This window comes from Achromobacter deleyi (assembly GCF_013116765.2).
In the GTDB taxonomy this organism is placed as follows: domain Bacteria; phylum Pseudomonadota; class Gammaproteobacteria; order Burkholderiales; family Burkholderiaceae_B; genus Achromobacter; species Achromobacter deleyi_A.
Genome location: NZ_CP074375.1, coordinates 4,250,743 through 4,275,864 on the forward strand (window position 1 = coordinate 4,250,743; position 25,122 = coordinate 4,275,864).

A 25,122-nucleotide genomic window follows, 5' to 3' on the forward strand; every position below is an offset into this window, starting at 1 on the left:
GACCGCAATCGCAGCCCCGCGCACCGCAGGCCCCCGACGCGCCAGGCGCCTAAAGAACCCCCCAAGCGCATCAGGCAGCAAAAAAACCCACAAAAGAACCCGAAGCACCGAAGGCCCGCCACATCCACCCCCCAGTGCCGGCCGGACGGCAAAAGCAGCGAACCCTCGATACACCGTTACCGCCAGCGATCACTCCGCCGGCACAACCGCCGTCACTTCAATCTCCACCTTGGCGCGTTCTTCCACCAGATCCGCCACCTCCACCGCCGTCATCGCCGGAAAATGCCGCCCGATGAACTCCCGGTAGTGCTTGCCGATAGCCGGATACGCCGCCACATACTCATCCTTGTCGGTGACATACCAGGTCATCCGGACAATATGTTCGGGCTTCGCACCGCCTTCAGCCAGGATCGCCACAATGTTCGACAAGGTCTGGCGCACCTGGTCCGCCAGATCATCCGACTCGAACTGCTGCTGGCCGTTCCACCCCACCTGCCCGCCCACGAACACAAGCTTGCTGCCCACCTGCATCTCGGTGAGCACACCATTCGAATAGCCCCGGGGCGCCATCCAATCCGGCGGTTGCAGAATCTTCATAACGTCTCATCCTATTGATAAATAAAAAAACCACAGGGGTGGAGCCCGCCGCCTACGCCGCGGACGCCAGATAATCCTGCATGCGCTCCCGCAGATCCGCGGGCAGCGGCATCGACTTCATCGTCCGCAGATCCACCGTCACGATCGTCAACACCGCCGACAACCTCAGTTGGCCGTCCGGCCCCTCGAAACGCACCAGCGCCTTGAACGACGCGCCGCCGATGCGCTGCACCTCCAGCGTCTGCCGCAGCTTTTCATGCCAGCGGCTGGGCGCGCTGAAATCACACGTCACCGACGCCATCGGCGTACCGATGTGCCGCTCCACATGCAGCGCATGAAACGGCAGCCCCATTCCCTTGTCGAACCACTCCTCGACAAAATCGTTGATCATCTCGAAGTAGCGCGGGTAGAACACGATGCCCGCCGGATCGCAATGACGAAAGCGAACCTCGACCTGGCTGATGAAGGGTGCTGCCATGATGTTTCCTTAGTGCCTGCTCATGCCATCTTGCGCAGCGCAAAGCGCTGCAGCTTGCCGGTTTCCGTGCGCGGCAACGCGTCCACGAACTCGATCGCGCGCGGATACTTGTACGGTGCAATGCTGGCCTTCACGAAGGCCTGCATCGCGGCCACCAGCTCGTCGCTGGGCTCATAACCCGGCTTGAGCACCACGAACGCCTTCACCAGCTGACCGCGCTCTTCGTCCATCGCGCCGACGACGCCGCATTCCGCCACGGCCTCGTGGCGCAGCAGCGCATCCTCGACCTCGGGCCCGGCGATGTTGTATCCGGCCGAAACAATCATGTCGTCGTTGCGCGCCTGGTAGAACAGATAACCGTCTTCATCCTGCACAAAGGTATCGCCCGGCAGATTCCAGCCCTGCTGCACGAAACGGAGCTGGCGCCCGTCCGCCAGGTAGCGGCAGCCTGTCGGCCCCTTGACCGCCAGCCTGCCCACCGTGCCGTTGGGCACCGGATTCATGTCGTCGTCCACGATCTGCGCCACATAGCCCGGCACCACGCGGCCGATGGCGCCGCGGCGCACCTCCTCCGGAGGGCTGGAGACAAACACGTGGATCATTTCCGTGCCGCCGATGCCGTCTATCATCTCGATGCCGCTGGCCTGCTTCCAGAGCTGGCGCGTGGCGTCGGGCAAGGCCTCGCCCGCGGATACGCTCTTCTTCAGGGACGACAGATCGAACTTGCCCACCAGCGCCGCCATCTGCCGGTAGAACGTCGGCGCCGTGAACACGATGGTGGCGCGGAAGTCCTGGATCAGTTCCAGCAGACTCTCCGGCGACAGCTTCTCGGCCAGCACCGTGCTCGCGCCCACCCGCAAGGGGAAGCACAACAGTCCGCCCAGGCCGAACGTAAAGGCCAGCGGCGGAGTGCCGCAGAAAATATCGTCCGGACCCGGCTTGATGACATGCCTGGGGAACAGGTCGCACATCGCCAGCACGTCGCGGTGGAAATGCATGCAGCCCTTGGGCGAGCCCGTGGTGCCGCTGGTGAAGGCGATCAGGCAGACATCGTCGGCCGCCGTATCGCAGGCATCGAAAGTGTCGGGCTTGGCCGCGGCCAGCGCATCCAGCGCGTCGGGCGCCGCATCATTGAAGTACATGATCTGCGACAGGCCGGGACAATGGTGCTCATGATCCGGCTGCGCGCAGAACTGCGCCTCATCCTTGAGGCGCACGTCGCACAGCACGGCCTGGATCTGCGCCTTGTCGATGATCTGCTTGAGCTCCTTGGCGCGCAGCAGCGGCATGGTGGGCACGGTGACCAGTCCCGCCTTGATCGCGGCCAGCCAGGACGCGGCCATCATGGGATTGTTGGGGCCGCGCAGCAACAGGCGGTTGCCGGGCACCAGCTTCATGTCTTCGACCAGCACTCGGGCAATGCGGTTGGTCAGCGCGGCCAGCTCGCGGTAGGTCATCGCGGCCGGTGTGCCGTCCTGGCGCCAGCGCAGCGCCACGCGGTCGCCGTGGCCGCGTTCGACCATGGCGTCCACCAGTTCCATGGCGCAATTGAAACGCTTGGGATAGGCCACGTCGGGGCCGTCGAGCAGGAATTCAGGCCATTGTTCGCCCGGGGGCAGATTGTCCCGGGTGAAGGTGTCGATGTGGGCGGATACTTCCATGAAATTCCCCTTGGCTAGTACGGTGCGGTTTACGTTGCCGAAGACAAGCGCTCGATGGCGCCTTATGCCTTCAGCAGTTCACGGGCGATGATCAACTTCTGCACTTCTGTAGCGCCTTCATAGATGCGCAGTGCTCTGATTTCCCTGTAAAGCGTCTCCACCGGCATCCCCGACACCACGCCCGCGCCGCCAAACATCTGCAGCGCGCGGTCGATCACGGTCTGCGCCGATTCCGTGGCCATCATCTTGGCCATCGCAGCCTCGCGCGTGGTGCGCAGCTTCTGCACGTCGCGCATCCACGCGGCGCGGTACGTCAGCAGCGCCGAGGCATCGATGGCGGTCGCCATGTCCCCCAGCGCGGCTTGCGTCAGTTGCAGGTCGGCCAGGGTCTGGCCGAACATGCGGCGCGACTTGGCGCGCGCCAATCCTTCATCCAGCGCCCGGCGCGCAAAGCCCAGCGCGGCCGCCGCCACCGACGCGCGGAAGATGTCCAGCGTCATCATGGCCAGCTTGAATCCCTGCCCGGCATCGCCCAGCCGGTGCGTGGCCGGGATGCGGCAGTTGTCGAACGTGATCGTGGCCAGCGGGTGCGGCGCAATCAGCTCGATGCGTTCGCTGACCTCGAATCCCGGCGTATCCGCATCCACCACGAAAGCGCTGATGCCGCGCGCGCCCGGCGCTTCGCCGGTGCGCGCGAACACGCAATAGAAATCGGCGATGCCGCCGTTGGAAATCCAGGTCTTCGCGCCGTTCAGCACGTAATGGTCGCCTTCGAGCCGGGCCTCGCACGACAGCGCGGCCACATCCGAGCCCGCGTCGGGTTCCGACAGGGCGAAGGCGGCGATGGCCTCGCCGCGCGCCACGCGCGGCAGGTAATGCTGGCGCAGCGCATCCGAGCCCATCAGCGAAATCGCGCCGCTGCCCAGGCCCTGCATGGCGAACGCGAAGTCGGCCAGCCCTTCGTGGCGGGCCAGGGTCTCGCGCAGGATGCACACGGCGCGGGAATCCACTTCCGGCAGCGCGCCGCCCCAGGCCCCGCCCGGGCCGCCCGCGACCGCGTACCGCAGCCAGCCGGCCTCGCCCATGGCTTTCACCAGTTTCTTGCAGGCGCCGTCGGCGTCGTGGTGGTCCACGTCGCCCAGCGAGGCTTCGCACCAGGCATCGACCTCGTGCGCCAGCTTGCGATGCGAGTCGTCGAAAAAGGGCCAATCCAGCCAGCTTGCGTCGCGCATCATCAGTTCCCCTCGAAGACCGGCTTCTGCTTGGCCACGAAGGCCTCGTAGGCGCGATGGAAGTCGCGCGTCTGCATGCAGATGGCCTGGGCCTCGGCCTCGGCCTCGATGGCTTCGTCCACGCCCATGTTCCATTCCTGGTGCAACAGCTTCTTGGTGACGCCATGCGCGAAGGTCGGACCCGCGGCCAGTTGCGCCGCCAGCTTCTGGGCGGCTTCGCCCAGCTCGGCCGATTCATGCAAGGCGTTGAAGAAGCCCCAGCTCGCGCCCTCTTCGGCCGTCATGGCGCGGCCCGTATACAGCAGCTCGGATGCGCGGCCCTGGCCGATCATGCGCGGCAGCAGCGTGCACGCACCCATGTCGGCGCCGGCCAGGCCTACCCGCGTGAACAGGAACGCGGTGCGCGCCGCCGGCGTGCCCAGGCGCATGTCGGACGCCAGCGCCACCATGGCCCCGGCGCCGGCGCAGACGCCGTCCACCGCCGCGACGATGGGCTGCGGGCAGGCGCGCATGGCCTTGACCAGATCGCCCGTCATGCGGGTGAAATCCAGGAGTTCGGGCATGCTCATCTTCGTGAGCGGGCCGATGATCTCGTGCACGTCGCCGCCGGAGCAGAAGTTGCCGCCCGCGCCCGTCACCACCACCACCTTGACGTCGGTGGCATACACCAGCGAACGGAACAGATCGCGCAGTTCGGCGTAGGAGTCGAACGTCAGCGGATTCTTGCGCTCGGGACGATTCAGCGTCACGGTGCCGATCTTGCCGTCGGCCGACACCTGCCACAGGAACGTTTTCGCCTGGTAGCCGGCGATCGGACGCTTGTGATGCTTCATGGTGTGCTCTTCGGGCTGGGTGCTCATGGTGTCTCCGTTCGTGAATTCTGGGGGGATGGGGCGCCGGCTTCAGCCGGTCATCACTTCGCCGCCGTCTACGGCGATCGCCTGGCCATTGACGGAAGCCGAGGCCGGCAGGGCCAGCCACGCGACCGTCTCGGCCACTTCCTCGGGCTGCACCAGGCGGCCCTGCGGATTGCGCTCGGCCAGCTTGGCGCGGGCGGCTTCCGGCGTCAGGCCGGTCTTGTCGACGATGTTCGAGACCGCGCCGCGCACGATGTCGGTCTCGGTGTAGCCGGGGCAGACCGCGTTGACGGTGACGCCCTTCTGCGCGGTTTCCAGCGCCAGCGAGCGGGTCAGGCCGATGACGCCGTGCTTGGCCGCGCAATAGGCGCTGACATAGCCGTAGCCGATCAGGCCCGCGGTGCTGGCCACGTTGATTACCCGGCCCCATTTTTCCTGCAGCATGCCGGGCAAGGCGGCCTGGATGCAGTGGAAGGTGCCGGTCAGGTTGACGGCGAGCATCTGTTGCCACAGCGCGGAGTCGGTACGGTCAAAGCGCTGGCTGACCGCCTGGCCGGCGTTGTTCACCAGCACCAGCACGGGACCGAACTCGACCTCGGCCTGCGCGAAGGCCGCGCGCACCGAGGCCTCGTCGGCGATGTCCGCGCTGACGGCCTGCACCTGGCCCAGGCTGGCCAGGCTGTCGGTCGCGGCGTCCAGCGCCGCGCCGTCGCGGCCCAGCAGCGTGACGCGGGCGCCGCGCTGCAGCAGCGCCCGGGCGCTGGCCAGGCCGATGCCGCGGGCGCCCCCCGTCACCAGGGCGTGGCGCCCGGCAAGCGGTAGCGGAATTGCGTTCATTTGATATCCAGTTGCGCCATGGCGGCGGCGCGTTCGAAGTTGGTTTCCAGCTGGCGTTTGCCGGCAAAGTACTGGCTCGGCCATGCCACATCAAGATAGCCCACCCGAGCCGCTTCGCGCAGCGTCCATGAGGCGTCGGCCAAATGGGGACGTGCAAGGGCGCAGAGGTCGGCGCGGCCCGAGGCGATGATCCCGTTGGCATGGTCGGCTTCGAAGATGGCGCCCACGGCTATCGTGGGGATGCCGGCTTCATTGCGGACGCGGTCGGCGAATGGCGTCTGGAACATGCGGCCGTAAACCGGCTTTTCTTCCTTGCTGACCTGGCCCGACGAGCAGTCGATCATGTCGGCGCCGGCGGCCTTGAAGTGGCGCGCGATTTCCACCGCGTCGTCGGCGGTGATGCCGCCCTCGACCCAGTCGCTGGCGGAGATCCGCACCGACATGGGCTTGTCCTCGGGCCAGACGGCGCGCACCGCCCGGAAGACCTCCAGCGGAAAGCGCAGGCGGTTTTCCAGGCTGCCGCCGTACTCGTCTTCACGATGGTTGGTCAAGGGCGAAATGAAGCTGGACAGCAGGTAGCCGTGCGCGCAGTGCAGCTCCAGCCAGTCGAAGCCAGCCGCGGCGGCGCGGCGGGCGGCGGCGACGAAGTTGTCGCGCACCTGGTCCATGTCGGCGCGCGTCATGGCGCGCGGCGTCTGCGACACGCCCTCGATGTACGGCAAGGCCGAGGCCGACACGAGCGGCCAGTTGCCCTCGGCCAGCGGGTGATCGATCTTCTGCCAGCCCAGCTGCGTGGACCCCTTGCGGCCGGCGTGACCCAACTGCATGCCGATGCGGGCATCGCTGTTGCCATGCACAAAATTCACGATGCGGGCAAACGCCTGCTGCTGCTCGTCGTTCCACAGCCCCGGGCACCCCGGGGTGATGCGGCCGTCGGGCGATACGCAGGTCATTTCCACCATCACCAGCCCCGCGCCACCCATGGCGCGGGCGCCCAGGTGGACAAGGTGGAAATCGCCCGGCACGCCGTCGGTGCAGGAGTACATGGCCATCGGCGACACCAGGATGCGGTTCTTCAGCCGCACGCCGCGCGCCTGATACGGCGTCAGCATGGGAATGGCCGGCCGCTGGCCCTGGGCCGTGGCGGCGCCGGCGCGTTCCGCGATCCAGCGCTCGAAGCCTTCGAGCCAGGCCGGATCGCGCAGGCGCAGGTTCTCGTGCGAGATGCGCTGCGAGCGGGTCAGCAGCGAATAGGCGAACTGCTCGGGTTCCAGGTCGGCGTAGCGCTCGACGTTCTCGAACCATTCGGTGGAGTTGCGGGCGGCATTCTGGATCTTCAGCACTTCCACGCTGCGCACTTGCTCGTAGTGCTTCAGGCCGGTTTCCACGCTGCCTTCCGCGCCGCTCAGGCAACGCGCCAGCTCGATCGAGTCTTCCAGCGCCAGCTTGGTGCCGGAGCCGATGGAGAAGTGGGCGGTGTGGGCCGCGTCGCCCATCAGCACGACGGGCACGCGGCGCTGGCCGCGGGCGGTTTCCAGTGTGTTCCAGTGGACCCAGGTGTTGCAGATGACGCGCGGGAACCGGATCCAGATGGCCGAACCGCGCAGGTGGGAGGCATTGCTGATCAGCGCATTGCCGTCCAGCCAGGGCGCGAACAGCTTTTCGCAGTAGGCGATGCCCTCTTCCTGGCTCATCTGCTCGATGCCGGCGGCCTGCCAGGTTTCCTCGGGCGTTTCCACGATGAACGTGGACATGCCGTCCTCGTAGCGGTAGGCATGGGCCTGGAACCAGCCGTGCTCGGTCTGCACGAAGGCAAAGGTGAACGCGTCGAACACCTTCTTGGTGCCCAGCCACACGAAGCGGCAGCGGCGCTGGTCGATGTCGGGGTGGAACGTGTCCGCGTAACGGGTGCGGACCTGGCTGTTGATGCCATCGGAGGCGATGACGAGGTCCGCGTCGTATTCGCGGGCGATGGCCTGGTCGTCCTGCACGAAGTTTTCGAACACCAGCTTCACGCCCACGTCTTCGCAACGCGCCTGCAGGATGTTCAGCAGCTTCTTGCGGCCGATGCCGATGAAGCCATGGCCGCTGCTGCGGATGCTGCGGCCCTTGAAGTTGATGTCGATGTCGTCCCAGTGATTGAACGCGTCGCCGATGGTCTGGGCGGAAACGGGGTCGGCGTCTCGCAGGTTCTGCATGGTGGCGTCGGAGAACACCACGCCCCAGCCGAAGGTGTCATACGGGCGGTTGCGCTCGACGACGGTGACTTCGTTCGCGGGGTTCTGCAGTTTCATGAGCAGACCGAAATACAGGCCGGCGGGGCCGCCGCCGATGCAGACTATTTTCATTGCCGTATACGCTCCGAAGTACGCGACAGTCGCTCTTGCTACTGGAGCGGGGCGCCGCAGATATTTAGGTCTGGATAGTTTAGGCTTGAAATATATACCTGAAGCGGGGGGTGTGCAAATGAGGGAAAGTATTTAGATCGACTGGGTAAATGGGGACACGTAAAGGGACGCTCTTTTTGGGGATCGGTGGTCGTGGCTGCGTTCGTCTGAGTTCGTCTGAGTTCTTGATCCGCCCCTCGGCACGGCCGGCATGGCTGCGAGCGCCCGCCATTGCGGTCCGGAGCCTTCGCTCCGGACTTCCCCCTCGTCATCTTCGTCACCGCCTTCGGCGGTTCCTTCAGATTCCCTCGGGCGCATGGAGGTTGCTCGCAGCCATGCCGGCCGCGCCGAGGGGCTGAGGATTCCGGGTTTGTGGCGCCGCTGGACCCGTGGTCGGTACAGAGATTTGCGGGGCCCGCCCATTGCGGCCGCGCGGGCGGCCGCAATGGGCATACGCGATTTGGGTCGTCGGGACGGGGTTCGCTTGCGCGCTGATGGAGGCTGGTTTGCTAGTGGCCCCAGCACAAGGGGGAGAGGTGGTGATGGGCGGCGCGCGGCGAGGAGCCGCTTGCGCATGCAGACCGGTGCGCGCGCGCCGCCCATCGGACACTGGAGTTGAAATGGCGGTTAATGGCGGACGGAAAAATACGGGCCTGGTAGTGCTGGCTTGATCGCTGGCCGTCAGCCATCGGCAATTACTGATCTCCGGCCATGAACGGCACGCAACGGCGCAAGGTTTGTGGATCGCGCGCAGCGGCATCATGGGCCGCCAGACACTGCGTAAGCCTCAAAAGGCCGCCAGCGCGGCCGACCAGGAGCGAACACCGCAAGATCGTCCAGCAGCCCCAAAACCACCACAAGAACCCAAACACAACCCAGCCACACGCGAAGCGTCAACGCCACGACGCAAGACGACGCGTAAGTCCCCAAAGGCCGCCCGCGCGGCCGGCCGGGGACGGGCCCCGCAAGATCCTCCCCCACCCCCACCGTTTGCGACAACCTCAAGAACCCCGCCCGCCCCAGCACCGTTGAAGCCAAATCCGCCAGAGCCTGGCGCGTCGGGGGCCTGGGGTGCGCGGGGCGTCGATAAGCCCGAGGGAATCGGAAGGCAGTCGCCGAAGGCGACAACGACGATGACGAAGGGGAAGCCCGGAGCGAAGGCTCCGGGCCGCAATCGCAGCCCCGCGCACCCCAGGCCCCCGACGCGCCAGGCGTCTTAAGAACCTACAACACCCGCCACAAGAAAACTAAGGCCGCCCCCGAAGCCACTCTTCAAGATCCCCCGCCGGCAACGGCGGCGAAAACAGAAACCCCTGCCCCGCCGCACACCCCTGCTCAATCAAAAACCGCCGCTGCTCTTCGTTCTCGACGCCCTCGGCAACCACAGGCAGACTCAAGCTCTCGCCGATCCGTATCACCGCGCTGGTCAAAGCACGAGCCGCGTCATCGCTCTCCAGTCCCTGGACAAAACTGCGATCCAGCTTCAGCTCATCCACGATCAGCCGTCGCAAATGCCCCAGACTGGAATACCCCGTTCCAAAGTCGTCCATCGAAAGGCGTACGCCCAGCCGATGCAACTCCGCGATCGTACGCAGCGTGCCCGCCGTGGCGTCCAGCACCACGCCTTCGGTGATCTCCAGCATCAGGTCCGCTGGCACCAGGCCAAACTCCGCCAGCGTCGCCGCGATCATCCGCGGCAGGTTCAGATTATGGAAATTCGTAGCCGACAGGTTCACCGACACCGACGGCACCCGCAGGCCATTGTTGCGCCAGATGGCCAGTTGCGAGCAGGCCTCGCGCAGCGCCCAGTCGCCCAGGTCGCCGATCAGCCCGCACTCTTCGGCCAGCGGCACGAAACGCGCCGGCGAGATATCGCCCAACGTGGGATGACGCCAGCGGGCCAGCGCCTCCACCCCGTACAGGCTGCCGTTCTTCAGGCCCACCTGCGGCTGGTAGTGCAACCGCAGCGCCTTGGCTTCCAGCGCGTCGCGCAGGGCAGCCTCCAGCGCCAGCCGTTCCTGCGCCTGGCGGTTCATTTCCGCGCTGAAGAACGAAATGCGGTTGCGGCCCGCCGTCTTGGCCTGGTACATGGCCATGTCGGCGTGGCGCAGCAACGTGTCCATGTCGCGCCCGTTTTCCGGGAACACGCTGATGCCGATGCTGACCGAGGGATTGAGCGTGATGCCGCCCACCGAGAACGGCTGCGCCAGCGCCACCAGAATATGCTCGGCCGCCGCGGTCAGGCGGCCCTGCTCGAATTCCGGCATCAGCATCACGAACTCGTCGCCGGACAGCCGGCCGACGATATCGGTGGGGCGCGCCAGCCGGCGCAGACGCTGCGCCACATCGCGCAGCAGCGCATCGCCGATCGGATGGCCCAGCGTGTCGTTGACCTGCTTGAAGCGGTCCAGGTCCAGGAACAGCACCGCCACCCGCTTGCGCTCCGGCTCGGCGCGCGCGATCGCCTGCTCGGCCTGGGCCAGCAGCAGATTGCGGTTGGGCAGGCCCGTCAGCTCGTCGTAGAAGGCCAGCTGGCGGATACGGGCGCGGGCTTCCTCACGCTCCAGCGCCAGCGCGCACAGATAGACGCACACATCCACCAGGCGGTGATGGAAGTCATCGGGCAGGCGGCGCTCGCGGAAATAGAAACCGAAGGTGCCGATCACCCGGCCATCGCTGGACTTTATCGGCGACGACCAGCACGCCTTGATGTCTTCGGGCAACGGCAGGTGCCGGTAATCGTCCCACAGCGGATCCGTGGCGATGTCCGGCACGATGACCGGACGCCCCAGGAACGCGCTGGTCCCGCAGGCTCCCGCCTGGGGACCGATCGCCACGCCGTCCAGCGCATCCGCATAGGCCTTCGGCAGACTCGGCGCCGCCAGCGGCCGAAGCAGGCCGGCGTCGTCCACGCGCACCACCGTGGCCGCCACCTCGGGCGCCAGGCGTTCGACCTCGCGGCACACCATGTTCATGACCTCGACCACCGAGGCCTCGTTGACCATGGCCTGGAGCACTCGGCGCTGCAGGACTTCATGCACCTTGGTGGGCGTGATGTCGGTCAGCACATCCACGATATTGACCAGCGTGCCGCGGTCGTCGAACACGGAATTGGCCATGACCGAAACCCACAGCGGCTTGCCGCCCCGGTCGTAGACCAGCACATCCTTGTGGTAGCCCTCGCGGCACGCGATGCGGCGGTGCAGCTCCTCGCGCGTGCCGCCGTCGGGCCGCCCGCCGGCCAGCAGTTCGCCCAGATCCTGGTCCAGCGCGTCGCCGCGCGAAAAGCCCAGCATGCGCTGGAAGCCGTCATTCACATAGACGATGCGTCCGTCACAGCCGGACACGGCCACCGCGTTGCCGGTTTCGTTGATGCCCAGCAGCAGCAGGCGGATCTCTTCCTGACGCTCGGCGTCGGCGATCGACTTGCGCGAAATCACCGAGATCCGGCCGACCTCGCCGGCCTCGTCCAGCATGGGCAGGTAAGTCGCCTCGATCCAGAGGGAGCTTCCGTCCTTCTGGCGGTAGCGGCAGGTGCCCGAGAAGTGCTGGCCCCCGCGCAGCCGGGCCCAGATACGTTCACCGCTGGCAATGCCCTTGCCTTCGTCCATGCTGTCGCACAGCATGTCGTGGCGCAGCATCAGCGCCTCTTCGCGGGTATAGCCCACCGCGGCCAGGAAATTTGCGTTGGCGTTCAGCAAGGAGCCGGTCGCGTCGAAGTCGAACAGCAGCAGCGCCCGGTCCATCGACGTCAGATAATTTCCCACATGCCACGCGGCGCCTTGGGGGCTCTCGCTCGAACCGCCAAGATGAGAATCAAGCATAAGGGGCTCCATACCGGAAAACAGCTGTTCCGGTTTCATTCAGCGCTTGGGGAAACCAAGCGCGACGCGGTCGCGTCCATCCTGCTTGGCCAGGTACAACGCCTGATCCGCCCGGCTGAGCGTCTCTGAAAAAGTCTCGCCCAACTGGTGATACGCCATCCCAATGCTGACAGTGAGTCTCAAGACCTCGTCCCCCGCCGCGACCGCCAGCCCGCGCACGTTGCCGACCAGCCGGTCCATGACCGCCTGAGCCGCGTCCGGTTGCGTATGGGGAAGCAGCACCAGGAATTCCTCGCCGCCCCAGCGGCCGCAAAGGTCGTACTCGCGCAGGCTTTCGCCCAGCACGCCCGCCAGTTCCACCAGCGCCCGATCGCCCGTTTCATGGCCGTAGCGGTCGTTGACGGCCTTGAAATGGTCCACATCCAGCATCGCGACGACGAAACTCTCGCCGCTGCGCGAGACGCGCTGGACTTCCTGCTTGATCATCTCCATCAGCGCGCGCCGGTTCAGCAGCCCGGTCAGCGGATCGCGGCTGGAGGTTTCTTCCAGCGCCCGGTTCAGATCGCGCATCATGTTCTGGTAGTGGTCCGAGATCCGCGCGATGCGGGTCAGCCGGCGCAACTGCCGGTCGAACTGGTCGCACAGCCCCAGTTCGCGCTCGTGCGCCATGGTCTGGTAGGCGTCCGAAAGCTGGGTCACACGCTGGATGCGCGTCATCTGTTCGCCGGTATGCCGCCAGAGCGCCTCCAGCGCCTCGCGCAGCGGATGGCCGGCATAGGCCGGATCCGCCAGCAGTTCAGCGATGCGCTGATCCAGTTCGGCGGCGCCTGGTTTCATTGGCGGCCGACGACCGAAAACGGAAAGGTGCAGTCTTCCTTGAATTCCTCGGCCAGCTCGCCGACGCGCTCGTTGCGCATGTCGTAGAACCAGGTGACGCTGACCTGGCGGTCCTTGCGATGCGCCGCCTCCAGCACGTCGAAGATGTCCATGACCGACTTGATGCTGCTGGTATTGAGATACAGCAGTTCCAGTTCCAGGTTCAGGGGCGCGGCACTGTCTTGCAGGTACGCCTCGACCCACTCGATGACCGGGCCGAACAGTTCGAAGGAATTCTCGGGATAGGAATCACCGCGCATCGCCAGCACGCCGGCGGCTGCGTCGGCGCTGATGGCGGGCGTGGACTGGGTCCCGGGAATGTTCAGGTCTTTCATCAAATACTCCGAAAATAATCCTTGAAGCGGGCGAGCCCTCAGACCACGACGCTCAGGCTGAAGAAGGCCTTGCCCGCTTGCGCGGCGGGGGTCAGGCTGGCTTCCAGCGGAGCGCCGGCGCGGCGCGCGATGTCTATCAGCCCCAGGCCTGCGCCCGAGGCCACGCCCTGGGCGCGCGGCTTGTGCAGCTGCGCCTTGTATTCGGCCTTCAATGCCGCCTTGTCCAGCGCGGCCAGCTCCTGGATCCGGGCGACCAGGTTGTGGCCGTCCTGTGAATCGACCAGATTGCCGGCCGACACCACGTAGCGGCTTTCGTCGCGGCGCCCGATCACGACCGTGGCCGAGGCATCCCCGTCGCCATTCAACGCCGCATACTGGCGGATGTTCTGGATCATCTCTATATAGACCGAGAACACATCCATGGCTTCCGCGGGCCGGACATGTTCGGCATTCAGGTAATTCTTCAGCGCATTGCCAATTTCCTCGATCAGGCTGCGAGAGATCGGCCCGTTGAAACACAGCAGGGTGCGGTTCTGGTCGAACCGCTCGCCCAGCGCGTAGAGATCGGAGGCATTCATGGAAGGGTACCGCCCTGATAACGATTATTCGAAACGGAAAGACAGCAAGGTAATGTCGTCGCGCTGTGGCTGGCCGCCTTGATACTCGGCAAGCGCCTGGGTAAACGCGGCCGCCTGTTCGGTTAACGGCCGCCGGGCGTGCGTCTTGAGCATTTCGGCAAAACGGGTGTTGCCAAAGCCGAAACCGTGCTCGCCGCCCGCCTGATCCAGGAAGCCGTCGGTGGCCAGGTAATAGGTCCAGCCGGGCTCCATCTGCAATTCATTATTCTCGTATACCCCTGTACGCTTGTCGCCCAGGGCGCGCTTGGCGCCAAGCACCTCGCGCAGGGTCTCGCCATCGCTTGCGTACAGGCTGATCTTCGCACCTGCGTACAGCAGCCGGCCAGTCTGGCGGTCAATATATACCAGGCCCGCATCGGTGTTGGTGGCAAGGGCCCGCGGCAATTGCGCATCCGCAAGCATGGCGCGGATGGCATTGTCGGTGCGGGTCAGGATGCCGGCCGGATCGCCCGGCCCCACTTCGGTGATCGCCAGGTCGATGGCGGCGCGGGCCAGCATCGTCATCAGCGCGCCGGGCACGCCATGGCCGGCGCAGTCCATGATCCCCAGCAGGCAGTTGGCCCCGTCCGAACGGAACACATAGAAGTCTCCGCCCACCACGTCGCGGGGCTTCCACAGGACGAAATGGTGCGCCCCCAGCGACTGGGTCAGCTGGCGGTCCGGCAGGATGGCGCGCTGGATCAGGCTGGCGTAGTCGATGGAATCGCCGATCTTCTTGTGCGCGGCGGCCATGGCGCGGTTGGCATCCTCCAGTTCGGAGGTGCGTTCGCGGACCTTGGTCTCCAGTTCGGCCGTGTGCTTGCGCACCTTGTCGGCCATGACCCCGAAGGCGCGGCTCAAATCGCCGATCTCGTCCTGGCCGCCCGGAGGCAGGCGGACGTCATAGCTGCCGTCGGCAATGGCGCGCGCCGACTGCTGCAGGCGGTGCAAGGGGCGCAGCATCAGCCGTTCGATCGCGTAGCCGAAGCACAGCAGCATGGCGGCGAACAGCAACACCAGGCCGATCGCCGCCGGCCACAGCCAGTCCGTGTCCAGCACACGGGCGGCGCCCAGGTCCACCACGGTCAGCACATGCCAGTGCAGCTCGGGCATGTAGGCCACGGACACCAGCTGGCGCACGCCGTCCATCTTCACCCAGGCCGATTGCACGGACTGCGGATCGGCCTGGGCCGCATGCATGGCCGACAGCAGTTCGGCGCGGCCTTCCCCGGCATCCAGCAGATTGAAGACCATGCCTTGGCCGCCCGCTCCGCCCGCGCCGGAGTTGTAGGCGATGAGCGCGGCGTTCATGTGCGCCTGGATGGCGCCTTCTTCGTCGACGATGATGGGCGTGACGCCGGGCTGGCCGCTGTTGACGAATTCCCGCAGGAAGCCGCCCACGTCCAGGCCTGCGCCCGTCAGGCCCATGACCCTGTCGCCGTCCCGGACCTGAACGTTGATCCAGACCTTCGTGGTCTTGAGCTTCAGGTCCGGATTGACGTTGATGTTGTACTTGGCCGGGGACTTGATCGTGGCGTAGAACCAGCCGTCATCGGCCGCGCTGGGGCTGAGCGTGTAGCGCGGCTCCTCGGACAGCGGCTGGTCGTCGTTGAAGTAATAGTTGCCGGAGGCCGCGCTGGCGATGAAATAGGCCCGGCCCAGCAGGTCGCGGCGATAGCCGTCGGCTTCGCGGAAAAACAGTTCACGGGCGGCGGGATCGGTTTCGTTACGCAGCCAGCGGCGGGTGACTTCGCTGTCGGCCAGCCGCTGGGACAGCGCCAGTTCCCGCGACACCGGCGCCAGGATGCGCTGGCGGTTCAACTGTGTGAAATTGTCGGCGAAGGCGCGGCCAAAGTGATCCCTGACGCCGTCCAGCACCTGCCAGCCGATCAAGGCGGCCGGCGCCAGGGCGACCAGGCACGCCAACAGCAGCGCCATTAGTGATTTCCTGCGCAAACCCCATTTCGCCATGCGTAGTCTTCCTGACAGCCTGATAAGAAGCCATGAGCGAAAAGGGGAACGCGCTGGCCGGCGGTCTGGCCGTGAACGGCCTGCCGCCGCGCTTGTGCCCCGCCTTTTGAGCCATGAGCCTGATCGCCGGCCCACCCATGCGGTGGGCCTGGCGCGGCTAGTGTAGAGAACAGTGAGGGCAATTGAAACAGGTGCAAACGTCTGGATGCGTTCAAGACACCTTAAGTTTCATTGCAGCAATATAAATCCTATTTTATTGCGATTTATATCAGGAATTGTTACCAATCCCTCACTGTCGATGCGGCTTTATTGCTACACGCCCAGGTAGCGTTCCCATAGGCCGCGGTCGTCGTCGAGCGCTTTGGAGTCGCCCGTCCATACCACTTTGCCGCGTTCCAGGATGACGTGGCGGTCCGCCAGGCTCAGCAACCTTTCGACATATTTGTCGATGACCAGGATGGTCTGACCCGCCTCGCGCAGGCGCGCCAGGCAATTCCAGATTTCTTCCCGGATCTTGGGCGCCAGGCCTTCGGTGGCCTCGTCCAGGATCAGCAGCCGGGGATTGGTCACCAGCGCTCGGCCTATCGCCAGCATCTGCTGCTCGCCGCCCGAAAGCTGGTTGCCCATGTTGCGGGCGCGCTCGCTCAGCCGGGGAAAGAGTTCGAACACGCGCTCCGGCGTCCAGGGTTCGCGGATATCCGGGTTGCGAGCCGCCACGAAGGCGGTCAGGTGCTCGCGCACCGTCAGGTTGGGAAAGCACTGGCGCCCTTCCGGGACGATGGCCATGCCGACCCGCGCGATGCGGTCGGGGCTCCAGCCGCTGATGTCCTGCCCGGCGAAGTGGATCTTGCCGCCGCGCAGCGGCAACTGGCCGAACAGGGTGCGCAGCAGCGTGGTCTTGCCCATGCCGTTGCGGCCCAGCAAGGTCACGACCTGGCCCGCGCCGATCTCCAGGTCCACGCCGAACAGCACCTGGCTCGCGCCGTAGCCGCTCTTGGCCGATTCGATGGTCAGCATCACGCGGTCTCCTCGTCGCCCAGGTAGGCGTGCCGCACTTCCGGGTTGGCGCGGATCTCGTCCGGGGTGCCGGTGGCGATCACCCGGCCATACACCAGCACCGACAGGCGGTCGGCCAGGCGGAACACCGCCTGCATGTCATGTTCCACCAGCAGCATGGCGGCGCGCCCCCGCATGGATTCGATCAATTCGGTCAGGCGGACGGTCTCGTCGGGCCCCATGCCCGCCATGGGCTCGTCCAGCAGCAGCACGCTGGGCCGGGCGGCCAGCGCCAGGGCGAATTCCACCTTGCGCTGCTCGCCGTGCGGCAAGGTGCCGGCGGGACGCTCCAGCAGGCTGGCGTCGATGGCGCATTCCCGGGCCAGCTCGCGCGCCTGCTCATACAGCGCGGACTCGGCCGCCCGCGGCTTCCAGAAGCGGAAGCTGCTGCCCGAATGGGCCTGGACGGCAAGCACCAGGTTGTCCAGCACGCTGGACTGCTTGAAGATATTGGTGATCTGGTACGACCGCGACAGCCCGGCCGCCACGCGCTGGTGCGCGTTCATGCCGGTAACGTCGCGCCCGCCCACCGTGAGCGAGCCCGAATCGGCGGACAACGTGCCGGACAGCAGATGGATCAGCGTGGACTTGCCCGCGCCGTTGGGGCCGATCAGCGCATGGATCTCGCCCGGATCCAGCGACAGAGACACATTGTCGGTGGCCACCAGCGCACCGAAGCGGCGCACCAGTCCGCGGGCCTGCAAGGCGGGAGCCGAGGCATTTGTCGAAGCATTCATCGCAATGGTCATGAGCCCACCTTGCCGGATTGCGGGGTGGCGCGTCCGCCGAACAAGGGGCCGAACAGGCCAACCAGGCCGCGCGGCGCGCCAAACACCACGCACAGCAGCAGCACGCCCAAAGGCAGGTGCCAGTATTCGGTCCACAAGCGCAGCACTTCTTCCAGGGTCAGCATCACCACCGCGCCGGCCACGCCGCCGTAACGCAAGCCGATCCCGCCCACCAGCACCATGATCAGCAGGTTGGCCGACTGGGTCCAGTGCATCAGGCTGGGCGAAATGAAGAGGTTGTGGTTGGCCAGCAGCGCGCCGGCCAGACCGGCGGCCGCGCCGCTCAAGGTAAAGGCCATGAGCTTGATGCGGTATACCGGGTAACCCATGGATTCCATGCGCGATTCGTTCTCGCGGATGCCCTGCAGGGCGGTGCCGAAGCGCGAGGCGACCACGCGGCCAAACACCCACATGAGCAGCGCGAACAGCGCCAGCGCCAGGTAGTAGAAGCTGACGTCATTGGCCAGGTCGATGCCGGGCAAGGTGGAATAGCCGGGCAGGTTCAGCCCGTCTTCCCCGCCGTATTGGCGCAGCGAGATGAAGATGTAGAACAGCATCTGCGCAAACGCCAGCGTGATCATGATGAAGTACACGCCACGGGTGCGCAGCGAGATCGCCCCGGTGATGCAGGCCAGCACGGCCGCCAGCAGCATGGCCGCGGGCCACACGATCAGCGCGGACGTGACGCCCGCCATCGCCAGGATGCCCACCGCGTAGGCGCCCGCGCCGAAAAACGCCGCGTGGCCCAGCGCCACCATGCCGCCGTAGCCCAGGATCAGGTTCAGGCTGGTCGCGGCGAGCGCGTAGATCAGCACGCGCCGCACGAAGGAAATATAGAAGTCCAGGCCCAGCATTGGCGCCACCAGCGGGAACACCGCCAGCGCGGCCAGCAGGACCACGGTCCAGAGTTTGGTTCTCATGATCAACCCCGCGCCGGAAACAGGCCGGAGGGCCGGAACACCAGCACAGCCGCCATCAATACATAGATGGCGATGGCGGCCAGCGTCGGGCCGACGCTGGAGGCCACGGCCGGGGAAAAGACCTGGCGCAGCAGCATGGGCAGGAAGGCCCGCCCCGCCGTGTCGACCATGCCCACCAGCAAGGCGCCGACAAAGGCGCCGCGGATCGAGCCGATGCCCCCGATGACGATGCACACCAGCACCAGGATCAGGATCTCCTCGCCCATGCCCACCTGCACCGAGGTGATCGGGCCGAGCAGCGCGCCGGCCACCGCGGCCAGCATGGCGCCCAGCACGAACACGCCCAGGAACAGCAGGGGCACGCGCACACCCATCAGGGTGGCCATCTGGCGGTTGGACGCGCCCGCCCGCACCAGCACGCCGGCCCGGGTCCGCGTCACGAACCAGTACAGGCCCGCGGCGGCGGCCACGCCGAACACGATGATCATCAGGCGGTAGGCGGGATACAGCAGGTCGGGCAGGAGGCGCACGGGTCCGGACAGGACCGCCGGCATGTTGAGCATGACGGGCGCGGGACCCCAGATCATCTTGACCAGGTCATTGGCGATGAGGATGACCGCATAGGTGCCCAGCACCTGGGCCAGGTGGTCGCGCAACGCCAGGCGGCGTATCAGGGTGAGTTCCAGCGCAACGCCGACCAGTCCGGTGGCGACGGCCGCCACCAGGACGGCGGCGGTGAAAGAACCTGTGCGCTGCATGGTTTCGGCGGCGACATAGGCGCCAGCCATGTATAGCGAGCCGTGAGCCAGATTCATGATGTCCATGATGCCGAACACCAGGGTCAGCCCGGCCGCGATCAGAAACAACATCAACCCAAACTGCAGACCGTTCAGCAATTGCTCGACGATCAGCGTAAACGTCATGAAAACTTCCCCCTTGCCGCGAACTGCCCAGGGCCTCGCTCGCGGCCAAATCACCAAAGCCACCTAAATGTGCATCCCGCGGCTCACTCTGCGCAGCGCATGAAACGCCCCCGGCTGGCGGGGTCGCGCGGAGCCGGCCTGGCCGGTCCGCGGCGACGCCCCGTCAAGTGGGCCCGCCTGAGAGGGAGCCCCCTGAAGGGGAAGCGCGCAGCGCTTCGGGGATGGGCTACACCCTAGAGCTTGCACTCGCCGACGTAGACGTCCTGGTACTTGTCGAACACCTTGCCCACCAGCTTGTTGGTGATGCGGCCGCTGCCGTCCTTGTCGACGACGCGCAGGTAGTAGGCCTGGATGGGATAGTGGTTCTTGCCATAGGTGAAGCTGCCGCGCACCGACGGGTAGTCGGCCTTTTCAAGCGCCTTCACGATGGCTTCGCGGTCCGAGGCCTTGCCACCGGCCTGCTTGACGGCGGCGTCCATGGCCATGATCACGTCGTAGGCCTGGGCGGCGTAGACCGACGGATAGCGGCCGTTGTATTCCTTGCGGAACGCTTCGACGAAGGCCTTGTTCTGCGGCACGTCCAGGTCATGCGCCCACTGCGCCGTGTTGTACATGCCCAGCATCGGTTCGCCCACTGCCTGGATCACGTCCTCGTCGGCCGAGAACCCCGGGCCGATCAGCTTGACGCTTTGCGACAGGCCGGCGGACACGAACTGCTTGACGAAGTTGATGCCCATGCCGCCCGGCAGGAAGATGTAGACGGCGTCGGGCTTGGCGGCGCGGATCTGCGCGATCTCGGCGGCGTAGTCGATCTGGCCGAGCTTGGTGTAGACCTCTTCGCCGGGCGCGGTCTTGTAGCCGCGCTTGAAGCCGGTCAGGGCATCCTTGCCCGCCGGATAGTCCGGCGCCATGATGAACATCTTCTTGAAGCCGCGATCCGCCGCGACCTTGCCGGCCGCTTCATGGAAGGCGTCGTTCTGGTAGGACGTGCCAAACCAGTAGTTGTTGCATTGCGCGCCGGCGAACTGGCTGGGGCCGGGGTTGTTCGACAGGTAGGGCACCTTGGCGGCGAACAGCGCGGGGCCGACGGCCAGGGCCACGTTCGAGCCGATGGGACCGGTGAAGAAGTCGACCTTGTCGCGCTGGATGTAGCGCGTGACCAGCTGACGGGCCTGATCGGGGTTGCCGCCCATGTCGGTCTGCACGAATTCCGCGGGCTGTCCGCCCAGTTTGCTGCCCAGTTGCTTGATGGCCAGGTTGAAGCCGTCGCGGGCTTCGGCGCCAAGCGCCGAGAACGGACCGGAGATATCGTTGGCGATGCCGACCTTGACGGTGTCGGCCGAGGCCAGTGCCGGAACAAGGGCGGCAGCAGCCAGAAGGGAAGTGATCAAACGCATGGTGGTGTGCTCCGTGCGCGAGCCCGCGCAGAGGGTGTTCTTTTTGAGGGTGCGATTCGAAAAACTTCTATGCCCGGCCTGCCGGCGCCGTTGCGCCGCCGCCAAACTGGTGCTTGCAAAGAAAGTTGCCTGCAACGCCGCCATCCCGTCGTGCAGCACAGGGAAAACTGGCGTGGTTCATAGTTTAGGTTTAAAGTATTCGTCAAAACAAGTCTAGGGTTTTTACCAAAGGGTTTTTACTAGGGCCTGTTAACACTAAAAGGAGCCTCGCATGAGTACGCCAATGGGCGACTATCAAGGCGCGAAGCGCAGTCGTGGCGGGACCACGACGAGCATTCGCAACGCAGAGAGGCGCCCATTGGCGTACTCACCCTTCGGGCAGGCCGGCAATCGGGCGGCAGGCGTCGTTGCGACCTCCTTGCGTGGCACAGCCACGCGGCGTCGCCCGCGCCTAGCCTGCCGCCCGATTGCCGGCCTGTGCGAGGCTCCTTTTAGTGTTAACAGGCCCTAGCTACCGTTATGGGCACCCTCTACCGCAACTACGACCGCGCCGAATTGGACGTCCAGTACAACGCTCGCGCGACAGTACCCGACATCCAGCCGATACTCAAGAAATACGCCGAGGACAGCGCCACCGCGCGGCGCACGCTGGACTGCGCGCTGGACGTTCCGTTCGGCGAGCACGCCGATGAATTGCTGGACATTTTTCCGGCCGCCAACACCCTGCCCGGCACGGCCGGCGCGCCGGTGTTCGTGTTCATCCATGGCGGCTATTGGCGCCTTCTTTCCAAGAACGAATCCAGCGGCATGGCGCCGGCGTTCACGCAGGCGGGCGCGGTGGTCGTGTCGGTGAACTATTCGCTGGCGCCCGCCGTGACCCTGGACCGCATCGTGGACCAGAACCGGCGCGCGCTGGCCTGGATACACCGCAATATCGCCAGGTTCGGCGGGGATCCCGCGCGCATCCACGTCTGCGGCAGTTCCGCGGGCGGGCATCTGGCCGGCGCGCTGCTGGCCGGCGGCTGGCATGCCAGCTACGAGGTGCCGCCCGACGTGATCCGCGGCGCGGCGCCCCTGTCCGGCCTGTTCGACCTGCGTCCGCTGGTGCACACCCACATCAACGAATGGATGCACCTGAGCGAGGCCGACGCCATCCGCAACAGCCCGGCGCTGCAACTGCCGCAGACCGGCTGTCCTCTGGTGGTCAGCTACGGCGAAACCGAAACCGCCGAGTTCAAGCGCCAAAGCGACGATTACCTCGCCGCGTGGCGCAAGCGCGGCTTCCCCGGATGCTATGTTCCGATGCCCGGCACAAATCACTACGATATCGTCCTGACGCTCAACGATCCGCACAGCCCGCTGACCCAAGCCATCTTCGATCAGATGGGGCTGGCGCCCGCTCCTTCACGCATTCCCGGTACTCTTCCTAGCCATGACTGACGCCCCCGACCTGGAATCCCGCGCCGCGCCCGACGATCACCACGCGCTGCGCCTGTGGCTGCGCATGCTGACCTGCGCCAATCTCATCGAAAGCGAAATCCGCAGCCGCCTGCGCAATGAATTCGACACGACCCTGCCCCGCTTCGACCTGATGGCGCAATTGCAGCGCGCCCCCAAAGGCATGAAGATGGGCGAGCTGTCGCGCCACATGATGGTCACCAACGGCAACATCACCGGCATCACCGACCAGCTGGAAAAGGAAGGGCTGGTGGTACGCACCAAGGTCGAATCGGACCGCCGCAGTTCGCTGATCAAGCTGACGCCGCTGGGCAAGAAGAGCTTCTCCCGCATGGCGCGCGCCCACGAGTCCTGGGTCAAGTCCATGTTCGCCGAGCTGCCGGAGGCCAGCCGCAATGCGCTGTTCCAGGCGCTGGGCGAACTCAAGCTCCAGGTCGTGGCCGCCAGATCCGAATCCGCCAAGGACTGAGTCCCACGAATGCCCCGGGGACGCTGAAACCGGCGCCCGGATTGGCGCATAATTGCTGCCATGATTCCGGTTTCCCTTCCTGGCGGTAATTTCTACGTACTGATGGCGGCCTCGCTGGCCTGCCTGTCCACGCTGCTGACCTGGCTGGCCGTATTGGCCACCTCCCGCGGCGCCCGGCAGTGGCTGGGCGGACACCGGCGCCTCGGCACCCTGATGATGGCCTTTCTTGCCGTCATCGGCGCCATCTTCCCCTACCAGCAGTTCAGCCTGTGGTTCTCGGCCCAGCGCGAAGCGCGGGCCGACGAGAACCGCAAGACGGTGCTGACTCAGCCCACCCGGCTGGCGGGCGTAGAGATGCCCGCCGGCACCGTGCTCAGCCTGGCCACCCCGGGCGAGCTGGCCTCGTTCGACCGCGCCGTCTTCCCGGAAGCCCACCCCGCCCCCATCCAGGGCATCGTGGCCGCGCGCCTGTTCCGATACCCGGCCTCCAGCAAGCAGGCGGAAACGCTTTCCGTCGAGATCGCCCGCGACCAGGCGCTGGAGGGCTGGCTCTGCGCGCACGGGCACCGGATCGAGTTCGTCATGCAGGGCGGACAGCCCCATTTCGCGAGCTGCCACCTGGCCATCGGCAATACGCTCAACCAGCAGCCGGTGCCCCCGGGCGCCTGGCTGAAAGTCGACGAAGCCGCCCGCGGCACCCCGCTGGACACGGCCAGCACCGCCCCGCGCTGGCTGCTGCGCACCGAGGGCAGCGACTCCCTGACCGTCGGCCAGATCCCGCTGCTGAAAGTGGACATGCAGCTGGACGGCCAGCGCCGCACGCTGGGCTTCGAGGGCCTGATGGCCCGCGATACCGTGCTGGGCGAAATGACCTATCCGCCCGGCACACGCGTGCTGGCGGCCAGCCCCCGCCTGCAGGGCGCCCAGCCCGGCGACCTGCTGTTTTCGCCCTCGCGCGGCCGGGCCGCGCGCCGGGCCGGCCACGAAGACGTGCCGGCGGGCAAGTCGGTGCTCCAGGCGCCGGACGGCACCGTGCGCAGCGTGCTCGGCAACCGCGAAGCCGGCGTGCTGGACGTGGCCGCCATGCGCATCGGTCCCTGACCTCCCGCTGACAAACCCCTGCCGCAAAGCGGTGGGATAATACGAAGCTTTCCCCCGCGCGCCGCCTTGCCAGGCGGCGGTTCCGTCCCGCTCACTTCAAGAGACGAAGTCATGGCCGTTAATTTGCAGATCCCCTCCGAGTCCGAAATTTTTCCTGTAGCCGGTGTAGAAATCGGCGTCACCGAGGCCGGCATCCGCAAAGCCAACCGACGTGACCTGACGGTGTTCCGGCTGGCCGAAGGCACCAGCGTGGCGGGCGTGTTCACGCGCAACCGCTTCTGCGCCGCCCCCGTGCAGGTCTGCCAGGCCCACCTGGCCGCCGGCGGCCCCATCAGCGCCCTGGTCATCAACACGGGCAACGCCAACGCCGGCACCGGCGAAGAAGGCCTGAAGAAGGCGAAGGACACCTGCGACGCGCTGGGCAAGCTGCTGGGCGTGCCCGCCGCGCAGATCCTGCCGTTCTCCACCGGCGTCATCCTCGAACCGCTGCCCCTGGACCGCCTGGTCGCGGGCCTGCCGGGCGCCATCGCCAACCTGGCGGCCGACCACTGGTCCAGCGCCGCCCATGGCATCATGACCACCGACACGCTGCCGAAGATCTCGTCGGCCAAAGTCCAGATCGGCGGCAAGACGGTCACCTTCACCGGCATCAGCAAGGGCGCCGGCATGATCCGCCCCAACATGGCCACCATGCTGAGCTTCCTGGCCACCGACGCCGGCATCGCCCAGCCGCTCCTGCGCAAGCTGGCCGTGGAAATCGCCGATGCGTCGTTCAACCGCATCACGGTGGACGGGGACACTTCCACCAATGACTCCTTCATCATCGCCGCCACCGGCAAGTCCGGCGTCAACGTCAACAGCGAATCCGACGCCGCCTACGCCGCCGTGCGCGAGGCCCTGACGGCCGCCGCGCTGGACCTGGCGACCAAGATCGTGCGCGACGCCGAAGGCGCCACCAAGTTCATGACCATCCGTGTCGAAGAAGCCGGCACCACCGAGGAAGCCCTGAAGGTGGCCTATGCCGTGGCGCATTCGCCGCTGGTCAAGACCGCCTTCTTCGCGTCGGACCCCAATCTGGGCCGCATCCTGGCCGCCGTCGGCTACGCCGGCATCGACGACCTGGACGTGTCCAACATCCGCCTGTGGCTGGACGACGTGCTGGTGGCCAAGGACGGCGGGCGCAACCCCGCCTACCAGGAAGCCGACGGCCAGCGCGTGATGAAGCAGGCCGAGATCTCGGTGCGCATCGCGCTGGGCCGCGGCCAGGTGAGCGACACGGTCTACACCTGCGACTTCTCGCACGAGTACGTCTCGATCAACGCCGACTACCGCTCCTGA

Annotated in this window: 21 protein-coding genes; 4 read left to right on the forward strand and 17 right to left on the reverse strand. The window is 66.2% G+C overall.

Going from position 1 to position 25,122, the window contains the following annotated elements:
- Positions 1-189 precede the first annotated feature (189 nt).
- The 17 genes from HLG70_RS19140 to HLG70_RS19220 form a co-directional block, all read right to left on the reverse strand.
- On the reverse strand, positions 190-597 hold the full coding sequence (locus tag HLG70_RS19140; protein WP_171667922.1) for a RidA family protein: 408 nt from the start codon (positions 595-597) through the stop codon (positions 190-192).
- Positions 598-649: 52 nt separating this feature from the next.
- Complete coding sequence (locus HLG70_RS19145; protein ID WP_171667921.1) at positions 650-1,075, reverse strand: acyl-CoA thioesterase; 426 nt, start codon at positions 1,073-1,075, stop codon at positions 650-652.
- 20 nt (positions 1,076-1,095) lie between these two features.
- Complete coding sequence (locus tag HLG70_RS19150; protein ID WP_171667920.1) at positions 1,096-2,736, reverse strand: AMP-binding protein; 1,641 nt, start codon at positions 2,734-2,736, stop codon at positions 1,096-1,098.
- A 62-nt stretch (positions 2,737-2,798) separates the two neighbouring features.
- Positions 2,799-3,968: an acyl-CoA dehydrogenase family protein gene (locus tag HLG70_RS19155; RefSeq protein WP_171667923.1), complete on the reverse strand. Its 1,170-nt coding sequence runs from the start codon at positions 3,966-3,968 to the stop codon at positions 2,799-2,801.
- A gap of 2 nt (positions 3,969-3,970) precedes the next feature.
- Entirely contained in the window at positions 3,971-4,828 is an 858-nt protein-coding gene (locus tag HLG70_RS19160) for an enoyl-CoA hydratase family protein (protein WP_171667919.1), read from the reverse strand.
- 42 nt (positions 4,829-4,870) lie between these two features.
- Positions 4,871-5,662: an SDR family NAD(P)-dependent oxidoreductase gene (locus tag HLG70_RS19165; RefSeq protein ID WP_171667918.1), complete on the reverse strand. Its 792-nt coding sequence runs from the start codon at positions 5,660-5,662 to the stop codon at positions 4,871-4,873.
- Positions 5,659-8,010 carry a bifunctional salicylyl-CoA 5-hydroxylase/oxidoreductase gene (locus tag HLG70_RS19170; protein WP_171667917.1) on the reverse strand — a complete coding sequence of 784 codons (2,352 nt, stop codon included), beginning with the start codon at positions 8,008-8,010 and terminating at the stop codon, positions 5,659-5,661. Before HLG70_RS19170 ends, HLG70_RS19165 begins: the two co-directional genes overlap by 4 nt.
- Before the next feature lie 1,286 nt (positions 8,011-9,296).
- Positions 9,297-11,873 carry a sensor domain-containing protein gene (locus tag HLG70_RS19175; RefSeq protein WP_234103135.1) on the reverse strand — a complete coding sequence of 859 codons (2,577 nt, stop codon included), beginning with the start codon at positions 11,871-11,873 and terminating at the stop codon, positions 9,297-9,299.
- Between the two features lie 39 nt (positions 11,874-11,912).
- A complete protein-coding gene (gene siaD, locus HLG70_RS19180; RefSeq protein WP_171667081.1) occupies positions 11,913-12,710 on the reverse strand; it encodes a biofilm regulation diguanylate cyclase SiaD in 798 nt (265 codons plus the stop codon).
- Positions 12,707-13,084 (reverse strand): biofilm regulation phosphoprotein SiaC, encoded by a 378-nt coding sequence (siaC, locus tag HLG70_RS19185; RefSeq protein ID WP_171667082.1) that lies wholly within the window; start codon positions 13,082-13,084, stop codon positions 12,707-12,709. Before siaC ends, siaD begins: the two co-directional genes overlap by 4 nt.
- Positions 13,085-13,122: 38 nt before the next feature.
- Entirely contained in the window at positions 13,123-13,662 is a 540-nt protein-coding gene (gene siaB / locus HLG70_RS19190; RefSeq protein WP_171667083.1) for a biofilm regulation protein kinase SiaB, read from the reverse strand.
- A gap of 24 nt (positions 13,663-13,686) precedes the next feature.
- Complete coding sequence (gene siaA, locus HLG70_RS19195) at positions 13,687-15,672, reverse strand: biofilm regulation protein phosphatase SiaA (RefSeq protein WP_213697126.1); 1,986 nt, start codon at positions 15,670-15,672, stop codon at positions 13,687-13,689.
- Positions 15,673-15,984: 312 nt separating this feature from the next.
- The gene (locus tag HLG70_RS19200; RefSeq protein WP_171667085.1) at positions 15,985-16,689 is read right to left on the reverse strand and encodes an ABC transporter ATP-binding protein; all 705 of its coding nucleotides are present in this window, start codon (positions 16,687-16,689) and stop codon (positions 15,985-15,987) included.
- On the reverse strand, positions 16,689-17,465 hold the full coding sequence (locus HLG70_RS19205; protein WP_171667086.1) for an ABC transporter ATP-binding protein: 777 nt from the start codon (positions 17,463-17,465) through the stop codon (positions 16,689-16,691). The genes HLG70_RS19200 and HLG70_RS19205 overlap by 1 nt, the downstream gene beginning before the upstream one ends.
- Before the next feature lie 8 nt (positions 17,466-17,473).
- The gene (locus HLG70_RS19210; RefSeq protein ID WP_171667088.1) at positions 17,474-18,439 is read right to left on the reverse strand and encodes a branched-chain amino acid ABC transporter permease; all 966 of its coding nucleotides are present in this window, start codon (positions 18,437-18,439) and stop codon (positions 17,474-17,476) included.
- Entirely contained in the window at positions 18,439-19,359 is a 921-nt protein-coding gene (locus tag HLG70_RS19215; RefSeq protein ID WP_105560344.1) for a branched-chain amino acid ABC transporter permease, read from the reverse strand. The genes HLG70_RS19210 and HLG70_RS19215 overlap by 1 nt, the downstream gene beginning before the upstream one ends.
- A 233-nt stretch (positions 19,360-19,592) precedes the next feature.
- The gene (locus HLG70_RS19220) at positions 19,593-20,756 is read right to left on the reverse strand and encodes an ABC transporter substrate-binding protein (RefSeq protein WP_171667087.1); all 1,164 of its coding nucleotides are present in this window, start codon (positions 20,754-20,756) and stop codon (positions 19,593-19,595) included.
- A gap of 519 nt (positions 20,757-21,275) precedes the next feature.
- Between HLG70_RS19220 and HLG70_RS19225 the strand changes: the two genes are divergently transcribed.
- The 4 genes from HLG70_RS19225 (at position 21,276) to argJ (ending at position 25,122) form a co-directional block, all read left to right on the forward strand.
- Positions 21,276-22,196, forward strand: a complete 921-nt coding sequence (locus HLG70_RS19225) for an alpha/beta hydrolase (RefSeq protein ID WP_171665744.1) — start codon at positions 21,276-21,278, stop codon at positions 22,194-22,196.
- Positions 22,189-22,683, forward strand: a complete 495-nt coding sequence (locus HLG70_RS19230) for a MarR family winged helix-turn-helix transcriptional regulator (RefSeq protein ID WP_171665746.1) — start codon at positions 22,189-22,191, stop codon at positions 22,681-22,683. The genes HLG70_RS19225 and HLG70_RS19230 overlap by 8 nt, the downstream gene beginning before the upstream one ends.
- A 60-nt stretch (positions 22,684-22,743) precedes the next feature.
- Positions 22,744-23,784 (forward strand): hypothetical protein, encoded by a 1,041-nt coding sequence (locus HLG70_RS19235; RefSeq protein WP_171665748.1) that lies wholly within the window; start codon positions 22,744-22,746, stop codon positions 23,782-23,784.
- A 111-nt stretch (positions 23,785-23,895) separates the two neighbouring features.
- A complete protein-coding gene (gene argJ, locus HLG70_RS19240) occupies positions 23,896-25,122 on the forward strand; it encodes a bifunctional glutamate N-acetyltransferase/amino-acid acetyltransferase ArgJ (protein ID WP_171665750.1) in 1,227 nt (408 codons plus the stop codon).